Source organism: Proteus faecis (genome assembly GCF_003144395.1).
GTDB lineage: Bacteria > Pseudomonadota > Gammaproteobacteria > Enterobacterales > Enterobacteriaceae > Proteus > Proteus faecis.
In genome coordinates this window covers 346,308-358,023 of sequence record NZ_PENZ01000045.1, presented here as the reverse complement: position 1 = coordinate 358,023, position 11,716 = coordinate 346,308, and the positions used below count along the sequence as shown (strand labels likewise).

Annotated in this window: 8 protein-coding genes; 4 read left to right on the top strand and 4 right to left on the bottom strand. The window is 39.6% G+C overall.

The features are described 5' to 3' along the window. Nucleotides 1-16 precede the first annotated feature (16 nt). The 3 genes from DK858_RS15405 to DK858_RS15395 form a co-directional block, all read right to left on the bottom strand. Nucleotides 17-1,126: an ATP-binding protein gene (locus tag DK858_RS15405; RefSeq protein ID WP_109398145.1), complete on the bottom strand. Its 1,110-nt coding sequence runs from the start codon at nucleotides 1,124-1,126 to the stop codon at nucleotides 17-19. Between the two features lie 25 nt (nucleotides 1,127-1,151). Continuing rightward, the gene (locus tag DK858_RS15400) at nucleotides 1,152-4,880 is read right to left on the bottom strand and encodes a DUF4132 domain-containing protein (protein WP_109398144.1); all 3,729 of its coding nucleotides are present in this window, start codon (nucleotides 4,878-4,880) and stop codon (nucleotides 1,152-1,154) included. A gap of 363 nt (nucleotides 4,881-5,243) precedes the next feature. Then, nucleotides 5,244-6,374, bottom strand: coding sequence for a multidrug effflux MFS transporter (locus tag DK858_RS15395; protein WP_109398143.1), 1,131 nt, complete (start codon nucleotides 6,372-6,374; stop codon nucleotides 5,244-5,246). Between the two features lie 102 nt (nucleotides 6,375-6,476). Here DK858_RS15395 and DK858_RS15390 point away from each other — a divergent pair, with 102 nt between their 5' ends. Next, complete coding sequence (locus DK858_RS15390; protein WP_109398142.1) at nucleotides 6,477-7,238, top strand: AraC family transcriptional regulator; 762 nt, start codon at nucleotides 6,477-6,479, stop codon at nucleotides 7,236-7,238. A gap of 78 nt (nucleotides 7,239-7,316) precedes the next feature. Here DK858_RS15390 and DK858_RS15385 read toward each other — a convergent pair whose 3' ends face one another. Then, a complete protein-coding gene (locus DK858_RS15385; RefSeq protein ID WP_109398141.1) occupies nucleotides 7,317-8,600 on the bottom strand; it encodes a citrate synthase in 1,284 nt (427 codons plus the stop codon). A gap of 623 nt (nucleotides 8,601-9,223) precedes the next feature. Between DK858_RS15385 and sdhC the strand changes: the two genes are divergently transcribed. Genes sdhC through sdhA form a run of 3 tightly spaced genes read left to right on the top strand, consistent with a single transcriptional unit; the run spans nucleotide 9,224 to nucleotide 11,708 of the window. Continuing rightward, a complete protein-coding gene (sdhC, locus tag DK858_RS15380) occupies nucleotides 9,224-9,604 on the top strand; it encodes a succinate dehydrogenase cytochrome b556 subunit (RefSeq protein WP_129586864.1) in 381 nt (126 codons plus the stop codon). Then, nucleotides 9,598-9,942 carry a succinate dehydrogenase membrane anchor subunit gene (gene sdhD / locus DK858_RS15375; protein ID WP_006537664.1) on the top strand — a complete coding sequence of 115 codons (345 nt, stop codon included), beginning with the start codon at nucleotides 9,598-9,600 and terminating at the stop codon, nucleotides 9,940-9,942. Before sdhC ends, sdhD begins: the two co-directional genes overlap by 7 nt. Then, nucleotides 9,942-11,708 (top strand): succinate dehydrogenase flavoprotein subunit, encoded by a 1,767-nt coding sequence (gene sdhA, locus DK858_RS15370; protein ID WP_006537663.1) that lies wholly within the window; start codon nucleotides 9,942-9,944, stop codon nucleotides 11,706-11,708. Before sdhD ends, sdhA begins: the two co-directional genes overlap by 1 nt. Nucleotides 11,709-11,716 lie beyond the last annotated feature (8 nt).

Genomic DNA, 11,716 nt, shown 5'->3' with positions numbered 1-11,716 from the left:
CACGAGCCTTAGCGTTTTATTGCCAAAACTCTTTTGATGCATCAAAGAAAGCTTTCCACTCTTTACTGTTTCTTGCTCTCTCTCTGGCGACGTTGTCCATGTAATAACGAATACGCTTGATATCATCAGCATTGTCTTTTAATACAACACCGATTAATTGACGGGCAATTGCACCTGCATTCATCACACCGTCACCTAAATAATGCGCTTCTAAGGCACAAGCATAAGCAATATTCACGGCTTCTGCAGTTGACATAACCGCATCTGGTGTTTTGATATTGCCACCATCTTTAGTATTACCTGAGCGTAACTCTTGGAATGTTGTGACCAGTAATTCCACAACATCTGCTGGTACAGTGACTTCATTTGCTAAAGAGCCTAATTCATTTTCCAGCTGTGATTGGATCAAGCTAATTTCAAATGCAGGATCACGAATAGGTTTCACGGTTTCAAAGTTAAAACGTCGCTTTAATGCGGCAGACATTTCATGAACACCGCGATCACGTAAGTTTGCAGTACCAATGAGGTTAAATCCCGGTTTCGCACTAATACGTGCACCATCACCCATTTCAGGGATCATCAATTGTTTCTCTGACATCAAGGAAACTAAAACATCCTGAATTTCAGGAGGGCAACGGGTTATCTCTTCAAAGCGAACTATTTTGCCTTGCAACATACCTTGATAAAGCGGTGATCCCACTAAAGCGCGTTCTGTTGGACCTTCTGCTAATAGCAAAGCATAGTTCCAAGAATACTTAATATGATCCTCTGTTGTGCCAGCTGTTCCTTGGATCGTTAATCCTGAATCACCACTGATAGCGGCAGCAAAAAGCTCAGAGAGCATCGATTTTGCTGTACCAGGTTCACCAACTAGCATTAAACCTTGTTTACCCAACAATGTGACAATCGCGCGATCAACCAATGCATCGTCGCCAAAAAACTTAGGTGTGATGTTTAGTGCATCATCACCTAAAATAAATTGGCGTACAGCACGAGGAGAGCGAAGCCATCCTTGTGGTTTAGGATTATTAGCATCAGCTTTTGTTAAACGTTCTAACTCTTGAGCAAATCGAACCTCAGCGCTTTCCCTAATTGCTTGTTGATCTGCGGGTGCTTTTTTAGCCATATTCTTTCCTAATTATCCCTATCTTTTACCAAGGTGTTTTCTTTTCCCATTCAGGATCAAATCCTGCACAAGCTTCAGCGACTTTTAGATAATCGGCATAACTTTCTGCTAATAGAATGGGTGGTACATCTTTTAGCTCAACATTATTACGATCCCAGTAATCTTGCTGATTTTTCTCAAAGCTCAAATCAAATAAGACAGCAGGAATGTTTTCTTCTGGTACATAGCTACCACTGAAACCGATATTCACGTAGTAGTTTAAACTAGAGAAGAATTTGTAATAGTGCGAGAACGAGCCACCATCTTCTGCTGGGCCTCGTTGATAACCCATTTTGGTTAAAATACCGCGTAAAGTGAATGTGTCTGTGATCCAACCTTTTCTATCTTCCACTTCAGTTTGTTTCAGATCTAACTCAGGGATCTTATGCTCCATTTGAGAGAACAAGAATTTCACTTTGTAATCTTTAAAATGAGCGATCCATGCCTTACGCTCATCTTCATTAACTAATGCTGCATGAGCAAGCTGGATCAACGAATCGTTTTGTAAAGTCACTTCATCATCTTCTAGATCAAGCAATGCACCATCATCAGAAGGGCGGAATGTATTGATAACCTTGCCATCTTTCACTTCTTGCCAAACCAATTGTTCAATCAATTTATGCATGATTGGGTGAGCTAAGATATATTCTTGCCAATCCGTGCTTAACCACTGACGTTGAGCACACATCGCTTCATATAAGCGCACACTTTGTAGCTCGATAACTTGTTTAAGTTCTTTTTTGCTTGAAGTGAAGAGTTTTTTCGCTTCTTTGATAAGCTCAGGATCATCATTTTTACGCGCAGCAGGTAAGGCTTTAACTTCTTTCCCTTCAGGATTAAACAAGACTAGTTTTTGTTTTGCATCCATCTTCGCAGTAAAGGTACGCTCACCGTATTCCAGCACTAATGTACCAGTATCATCAAAGCCAGCAGTTGGAATGGTTCTATCCGCTAATTCATCTGAACTCCAGCCATTACGTTCAGCAATTTGCGTGACTAAGTTACGCGCTTTTTCTTGCACTGATGCAGTACGATAACGACGAGATAATGACAGAAGAAGCTGAATGATAATCGGATCATTGCTTGATGCTACGGCATCAATCATCGCTTCAATTTGCGCACGACGCTGATAGTGATCACGCATATAGTTACGTAATACAGATACCGCAACATGGCCTTCAATACCACAGATAAGCGCTAACATACCTTTATCACTGATTGCTGAGCCTAAATAACGACGTAATACCTCGTTTTTAATCTCTTCAATCACTTGCTCTAAAGTGTAGTTTTCATATTTAGCGTAATATTCAGGATAACGCTTCGCCCAGTTTTGATAATTGCTTAAACGTCCCGGTGCTTCACGTTGTGCTTCTACCATCGCTTCTTCAAGCGTTGGACCTTTAATATCTTGAGCAACAAAGGTATGCAGAATAAAGCTTGAAAGTTTATGTTGACTATCAGTAGAAAGCAGGCTGATATAACGTTGTAATAACGCGTTTCCTCCTGGCATTTTTAGTTTTACTGCCAGAATAATCCACCAACGAATAATTGCTGGATCAACTGCTTTTTTGTTTTCCCATGTTAATGCAGGAATGGCATCAAAGTTAAACCAAGCGAGGCTTGCAGGTGCTTTAGCTTTAAGGCCTTTTTCAGCTTCAGCTAATAAGGTTTTTGGTGATAAATAACTTGAGATATCTTCACCAAGTTGCTCTAACGCTGTTAATAAAGAGGCTCGTACTATTTCACGTTTCTCTTTTTTCAATAAGGCATTTAGTACAGGTAATGACTCTGGATTTTTTAAACGAGCCAACCATTCAATGGTGGTAACGCGAATTTCTTGTTTCGCAGAAGATAAACCTTCTTGTGCACTTGTATGAATATTTGGCAGTGTTTCAAGTAAATTCTGAGCTGAAACGCGGTGCATTTTATTTTCACCTAATGCCAATTCCATAATTCGAGGCACGAATTGTGCGGGAATGGTAGGAAAAAGACTTAATACTTTAATGCCTTGTGAAATTTCAAACTGGCGATAACGATGCTCACTTTGATTTGGCATTAAATTCAGGGCTTCAGCGATATAATCTGGATGTTGAGAGAAGAAAGGCCAAACTTGCTCTGGTTTACGGAAGCGTTTTAAACCATCCTCATAAGATTCTAAACATAATGCAGCAGTTAGGCGGGTTGCATTTTTAAAATTACAACGTTGTAGCACATCTTCAAGGTGACGTAATTCAATATCACTAAATAAGCGTTCAGGAATTTCGCCATTAAAATAATGAGAGGAGAAGTGGTCGGCATGTTGGCGATTATTTGCGATTACACGCACAGCATGGAATAGCGTATATTCAGGTAAATTTAAAACACGATTTTTATATTTAATGATTTGAATTTCATTTGACTGAATAGAACCTTGGCCACTATTCAATTTATCTACTATTGCACGGCACTGTTTTTCATCAATTTTATTTAAATCTCTTAAATGTCGTTGTGCCCAATTATAAGTGTGTTTAGTTGTTTTATTTTCTTCAATTTCACGTTCAGCATTTTCTTTGGCTTTGACCAAGAGCTCATTGAAGTTATTGACCATCATATCGCGAACGCTATCAGGTAATGGTATGTCTTCTAATGGCGTGAAATCAGGAGTCTCAATTGCCTCTACGGCATTGGCATCTTCTGCAACATTAAAACGTAGCAGGGCGCTTTCAATACTTTTTATTACCGCTTTTGAAGTTTCATGTTTTAACGCTTCTTCAAGTACATCGCGGTTTTCACCTTGGCGTGCAAATAAATCTGCGGCCTGCGTCCGTTGTTTTGGCGTACCATTCATTAAAACATGGGTAAGATTTTCTTTAACAATTTCAGGTGGTAAGGTGATTAAAATTGGTTCTGCGGTTTTCTTAACGGTTTTTAAGCTACTGGTGGCAAGTAACACAATAATGTCAGCAAAAGTGTCACGTAATACGGTATTTTTATTGAGGTAATTAATTAATTCAACTAAGCCATTTGCTGACAATTTTTCAATTAATTCTGTTCTAACAAATTCTTGATGTGAAAGTAGGTAGTCTTTTAAATCACTTAATTCATAGATACGCTTAAGATTAGAAGCATAGTATTCAGAAATATCTTTTCTATCAAACACAGCGAATAAGGCTTTTTCTCCCGCAATATTGGCTTCTTTTTCAACCATATTAGCGATAAATTCCATATTCCAATGTTTACGATGCTCTAAATTGAGATTGCGCGCATTATCATAAGTGTTGTAAAACACATCAATTAAAAGATAAAGCACCCAAGATGGCACTTCTTTTGTGGTGATTTTAATATTGATATCTTGGCAAGCTGCGGCTAGAACTTTACCATAACGTGCAACTTGTTCTGCTGAAAAGCTATCGCCGACTTTAGAATAGAGTTTGTGTCGTGCATTCAGCCCTTGAGTGATGACTTTATTATATTGACCTGTATTCACATTGTGAGCATACCACCACTCTAATGTGCCAGGTTTATCAAAGTAAACCGCCGCTTTTGAAGCATCCAGCTGATTTAATTCGAAAAGGATCTCCGGATTTTCACCTGTAAGTACATAATTTAATGTACGTTTAGGCAAACTCTCATCAAATATTGCAAGCAATACCAGTGATTCTTGGAGATGTTTTTCAGTAATTGCGACGTCTTTTTTCCCAAAAAGTGGGAAAATGTCTAAGATTTTTTTTATCACGCCAGTTCCTTAAGCTATGTATGGATAAACAGTTTTTTTTACCATGAAACAGCGTAACGAACAATTTGATTATTGTTATAATAAATAAAGGCAAGAGATAATATTGGTTAAATTTATAGAGATAAACACTAAATAAAATCACTAATCTTTATTAATGTTCAACTTGTCCTTATATAAAAGGGTATATCAGGAAAAAGTGCTAAAAACGAAGAAATGATAATAAAGGCATTTTTTGTGGGATTGAACAAGATTAAGAATTGTCTGTTAAGCGAAATAAGCGTTAACCCTTAGTGAAATTGATTAAAAAATAAGATCAATTGTAAGAGAAAACCCCGTACCTTTAAGGAGTACGGGATAAGTTTATTATTTAGCCGTTTGGCGAGAAAAAGACAACAATAAGGAACCGATGCTACAAATGAGTAACGTTATCGCTAAACTTTGTCCCCATCCTGCCAGTGCAAGCCCACCGCCAATTAACAGATAGTAGAACAAGCCTAATAACGCTCCCGCTGTGCCCAAACGATCTTTATATTGTGCTAATGCGGTAGCTAAGATATTTGGAATGGCAATGCCATAAGCAATAACGCTGGTCATCATTGGAATAATAAAGCTAATGTGACTACGTAATAAATAAACACTTATGGCACTGACTAATGCAATAAAACTTGCGAGTAAAACTAATTTTTCACATTGCCAATGATGATTTAATAGTGCTTTATTAATATAAGAGCCAATACCGACACCTATTGCTAATACAATACCGCTATAACCAAAAGTGCTCGCGCTATAACCTTGTTTATCAAACATAAAAGGTGCTAATTGATAATAAGCAAAGAGGCTGATATTAAAAAAGGCAATTAATAATACTGTTTTAGCAATTTGCTTATCTTTAAGCATTTTTATTGCAGTTTCTCCGAGTGGTGCTGTTTTTATTGTTTCAGGGCGACTTTCAGGTAAAGCGACGGCGCTCCATAACAGTAAAATTATAGCGAGAAAGGCTAGTCCACTAAACACACCTTGATAGCCCGTATAACTCACTAATAATGAACCACTTAACATCCCAATTGCTGGACTTAGTGCGATAGCGGCTCCCATAACAGAGAAAACTTTAGCCAGTTCATCACCACTATACACATCACGCATAATAGTTTGAGTGCCCACTGAACCTACTGCTGCACCAAAAGCGGAAAGCATGCGTAATCCAAGTAAGACTGAAAAATCTTGTGTCATAAAAACGCCAAGACAAGCAATCGCATAAATAAACAATCCAGCTAACATTGTTGGGCGGCGACCAATGACATCACATAATCGACCCCATATAATGACGCCCAAAGCAAACGCAAAAAAATAGAGCGAAAGTGTTTGTCCAGCTTCGTTTGCATTCACATGAAAGCCGTTTGCAATATCAGTAAGTGCTGGGCTATAAATGGTTTCTGCAATTTGTGGAAACATCATTAACGCAATTGCTAACCATAAAGAGAGTTTTTTGTTCATCTTTTTTATCCTAAATCCTTAAATCTTGATGAACAGAATACAGAGATAATAAATGTCTTGTTATAAATATAAAGACATATTGTTTTTCAAATAGGACAAGTGATGGCTTGGCTTAATCAATACGACCACTTTGTGCCAGAAGAACATCTTGCACCGGTCGTAGGTATTGCGGCAGAAATGGGAAAGCACGACTCAGGGTTTCATTCTCATGATAGAGGGCAATTATTATTTACGCAGTCAGGATGCATGAGAATTACTTTGGCTTCCCGTATTTCTGTATTACCTCCAATGAGGATTGCGTGGATCCCTCCGAGACTTGAGCATCGAGTCGAAATGTATGCCTCTGTTGGATATCGTTCAGTTTATATTAGTGAAGAGTTACATGATAATTTTCCAAGTGAGAGTGAGATCTTAACGATTTCACCTCTTTTACGAGAAGTATTAGAACGAATTTCTATTGCTGATTTTGATACTCAGTGGGAAGAAGGGCGCTATGCCAATTTATTGGCGGTTTTTTTTGATGAAATCGCTCAAGCACCGCGGCAACCTAATCATTTATTTATGCCTAAAGATAGGCGACTAAGCCGTTTATCCTTTGATGATTTACCGCCAGCACTACAAGAAATGGCTAAGTACGTGGGGGCGAGTGAAAAAACAATCACACGTTTATTTTACAAAGAAACGGGGCTGAGCTATCAACAATGGCGCCAGCAATGGCGATTAATGAAAGCTATTGAGTTATTATCTACCCATCATCGCTATATTGATATTAGTCAGATATTAGGATTTGCCAGTGACAGTGCCTTTATTACCTTTTTCAAAAAAATGACAGGGCAAACACCGCAAGAATATTTGAAAAATTGATAGATTTTATCGATAACTTAAAAACATAAAGCCCCGATTTAAACGGGGCTTAACAAAGATAATTAATAAAAAAATCAATTATTTCTTTTTAATTTCACTTTTGAAATCGCGCTCATCATAACCAGTATAAAGTTGACGAGGACGCGCAATTTTCAGACCATCTTCGTGCATTTCATTCCAGTGAGCAATCCAACCAATTGTACGAGCAATAGCAAAAATAACAGTGAACATATTGGATGGGATACCTAACGCTTTAAGGATAATACCTGAGTAGAAGTCAACGTTAGGGTAGAGTTTTTTCTCAATAAAATACGGATCGTTTAGAGCAATACGTTCTAATTCCATTGCCACTTCAAGTAAACTGTCATTGAGGTTTAATTCTTTTAACACTTCATGACAGGTCTCACGCATTACTGTCGCACGAGGATCGTAGTTTTTGTAAACACGGTGACCAAAGCCCATTAAACGGAAGGAGTCATTTTTATCTTTTGCTCGTTTAATAAATTCAGGAATATGTTCAACCGTTTTGATCTCTTCCAACATACGTAGACAAGCTTCGTTAGCACCACCGTGAGCCGGTCCCCAAAGTGACGCGATACCTGCTGCGATACATGCAAATGGGTTTGCACCAGAAGAGCCAGCTGTACGCACAGTAGAAGTTGATGCATTTTGCTCGTGATCTGCGTGAAGGATGAAAATTCTATCCATTGCGCGTTCAAGTACTGGGTTAACAACATACTCTTCGCATGGTGTTGCAAACATCATATGCAAGAAGTTGCCTGCATAGGAGAGGTCATTTCTTGGATAAACGAAAGGTTGACCAATCGAATATTTGTAACACATCGCTGCCACTGTTGGCATTTTAGAAAGAAGGCGATAAGCCGTAATATCGCGGTGAACCGGATTACTGACATCCAATGCATCGTGATAGAACGCAGCTAAAGCACCTGTAACACCACACAGTACGGCCATTGGGTGTGAATCACGACGGAATCCATTGAACAGTCGGGTAATTTGTTCATGGATCATGGTGTGACGCGTTACTGTGGTTTTAAATTTATCGTATTGCTCCTGTGTCGGTGCTTCGCCGTATAACAGGATATAGCAGACTTCTAAGTAGGTTGATTCAGTCGCTAATTGTCCGATAGGGAAACCACGGTGAAGTAAGATGCCATTATTACCATCAATAAAGGTGATCTTTGATTCACAAGAGGCGGTTGAGGTAAAGCCGGGATCATAGGTGTAATAACCTTTGGAGCCGAGAGTACGAATATCAATAACTTTGGAACCGAGTGTAGGGGATAGAACGTCCAAGTCTACAGATGTTTCAGCAATCGTTAGCTTAGCTTTGTTATCAGCCATTTATAATCTCCTTAGCGCTTATATGTCTCCTAACAAAGTCGAGGGTATCTTCATAAAGATGCACTTCGATAGTGAAACTATAGTTGATGTAAGGTACCCAGCCGAGTTTTACTTAATGCCCGTAATATCTAGGTCTATAGTGTGTCACTTATGTTAAGGAGCTTTTGATGTTATGTTTTTTTAGGTGCTTTTTTATGCAATGCACTTAGAATTAGTACTGCTATCACTTTTACATAAGTTTGAGGTTTCTGGAAGCGTGTTTGCGCACAAAAAAAACATAAACATTAAATTAATGCAGTAAATGTAATAAAAATGTTGTGTATGTGTCAAAAATGATAATCATTTTTGCATCGGATGTATTAAATAGTGATCCTTCTCACTGTTCGAGGCAAATGTCGGGCACACAAGTTGTGTGGTAATTGTAATAAGTTTGTGAAGCACTTATACTGCGCGCAGGTCTCCGGAACCGTTGTTGTATGGAGAACCAGCGTAACGAATCCACACTTTTTGTAAAATAGACGGATTTAACATTTTACTTAAAATGTGCCTTTGTACCCCATTCGCTGTTTGATTTCCATCCAGGTCCGGAGGAAGGAAAAATTATAAAAGCTGTGTGGGCATAAATTGTGAAAAAACAAAGACCTGTCAATCTGGATTTACAGACGATACAGTTTCCACTCCCTGCTATCGCATCGATCTTGCATCGTGTCTCTGGGGTTATCATGTTAGTCGCAGTTGGTATCTTACTGTGGTTACTTGGTACTTCTCTCTCTTCTCCTGAAGGTTTTCAGCAAGCTGCTGAAATTATGACTGGTTTCTTCGCAAAATTTATTTTGTGGGGCATCCTAACGGCATTGGCGTATCACATTTGTGGTGGTATTCGTCATATGTTGATGGACTTCGGCTTTATTGATGAAACCTTGATTGTTGGTCGCAACTCAGCGGCTGCATCAATGGTTATTACCGTTATTTTATCAATATTGGCGGGGGTATTAGTATGGTAAGTAATTCTTCTACTTTAGGCCGTACTGGCATACAGGATTGGTTATTCCTTCGTGCTTCAGCCATCATTATCGTTTTATATGTTCTTTATCTTGTGGGATTTATTGCTACAACAGAAATAACCTATGAGGTATGGCGTGGGTTCTTTAGCTCATCCTTAACCAAAGTGTTCACCATCTTGACCTTGCTTTCTATTCTTATTCACGCGTGGATCGGAATGTGGCAAGTGTTAACGGACTATATTAAACCGCTGGCATTACGCCTGACTTTACAACTGATTATTGTTGTTGCGCTGTTGGTTTATCTTATTTATGGAACAATTGTGGTGTGGGGTGTGTAATGAATCTGCCAGTAAGAGAGTTTGATGCTGTTGTTATTGGTGCTGGTGGTGCCGGTATGCGTGCCGCTTTACAGATTTCTCAAATGGGTCTGTCTTGTGCACTGATTTCTAAAGTTTTTCCTACTCGTTCTCATACCGTTTCTGCTCAAGGTGGTATTACTGTTGCACTGGGTAATACCCATGAGGATAACTGGGAATGGCACATGTACGATACAGTAAAAGGTTCCGATTATATTGGTGACCAAGACGCTATCGAATATATGTGTAAAACCGGCCCAGAAGCAATTTTAGAGCTGGAACATATGGGACTCCCATTTTCTCGACTCGATGATGGTCGTATTTATCAGCGTCCATTTGGTGGTCAGTCAAAAAACTTTGGTGGTGAACAAGCTGCGCGTACAGCGGCTGCTGCTGACCGTACTGGGCACGCATTATTGCATACCCTTTATCAGCAAAATTTAAAAAATCATACAACCATTTTTTCAGAGTGGTATTCACTGGATCTCGTGAAAAACCAAGATGGTGACATTGTTGGTTGTACAGCAATTTGTATCGAAACGGGTGAAGTCGTTTACTTCAAAGCCAATGCCACTATTTTAGCGACTGGCGGTGCGGGTCGTATTTACCAATCAACCACAAATGCGCATATCAACACGGGTGATGGTGTGGGGATGGCAGTTCGTGCAGGTGTTCCTCTGCAAGATATGGAAATGTGGCAATTCCATCCAACGGGGATTGCGGGTGCAGGCGTATTAGTGACCGAAGGTTGTCGTGGTGAAGGTGGATATCTGTTAAATAAAGACGGTGAACGCTTTATGGAACGTTATGCACCAAATGCCAAAGATCTTGCCGGCCGAGATGTGGTTGCGCGTTCTATTATGATCGAAATTCGTGAAGGTCGTGGTTGTGATGGCCCTTGGGGACCTCATGCGAAATTAAAACTGGATCACTTAGGTAAAGAAGTTCTTGAGTCTCGTTTACCGGGTATTCTTGATCTTTCTCGTACTTTCGCACACGTTGACCCAGTTAAAGAACCAATTCCTGTTATACCTACTTGTCACTATATGATGGGGGGGATCCCAACCAAAGTGACGGGACAAGCTATTCGTGTGAACGAAAAAGGCGAAGATGTTGTTATTCCTGGGCTGTTCGCAGTGGGTGAAATTGCTTGTGTATCTGTTCATGGTGCAAACCGCTTAGGTGGTAACTCGCTGTTAGACCTCGTTGTATTTGGCCGTTCAGCGGGAGTGCACTTAAAAGAGTCACTGATGGAACAAGGTACAATGCGTGATGCGAGCGATTCTGATATCGAAGCAGCATTAACTCGCTTAAATCGCTGGGAAAATAACCGTTCTGGTGAAGATCCAGTTGAAATCCGTAAAGCACTGCAATCTTGTATGCAACATAACTTCTCGGTATTCCGTGAAGGTGATGCAATGGCAAAAGGCTTAGAAGAACTGAAAGTGATTCGTGAGCGCTTACAAAATGCACGACTGGATGATAATTCAAGTGAATTCAATACACAGCGTATTGAATGCTTAGAGTTAGATAACTTGATGGAAACGGCTTATGCCACAGCGGTATCTGCAAACTTCCGTACAGAAAGTCGTGGCGCTCATAGCCGTTTCGATTTCCCAGAACGTGATGATGCGAACTGGTTATGCCATACATTATATCAACCGCAAACCGAAACAATGACACGACGTGAAGTCAATATGCAGCCGAAACTGCGTGAAGCTTTCCCACCAAAAGTGCGTACATATTAATTAGCGGT

Excerpts from the sequence above, each read along its gene's own strand:
- DK858_RS15390 (WP_109398142.1), top strand. The coding sequence starts at position 6,477 with ATGGCTTGGCTTAATCAATACGACCACTTTGTGCCAGAAGAACATCTT.
- DK858_RS15395 (WP_109398143.1), bottom strand. The coding sequence starts at position 6,374 with ATGAACAAAAAACTCTCTTTATGGTTAGCAATTGCGTTAATGATGTTT.
- DK858_RS15385 (WP_109398141.1), bottom strand. The coding sequence starts at position 8,600 with ATGGCTGATAACAAAGCTAAGCTAACGATTGCTGAAACATCTGTAGAC.
- DK858_RS15405 (WP_109398145.1), bottom strand. The coding sequence starts at position 1,126 with ATGGCTAAAAAAGCACCCGCAGATCAACAAGCAATTAGGGAAAGCGCT.
- sdhA (WP_006537663.1), top strand. The coding sequence starts at position 9,942 with ATGAATCTGCCAGTAAGAGAGTTTGATGCTGTTGTTATTGGTGCTGGT.
- sdhD (WP_006537664.1), top strand. The coding sequence starts at position 9,598 with ATGGTAAGTAATTCTTCTACTTTAGGCCGTACTGGCATACAGGATTGG.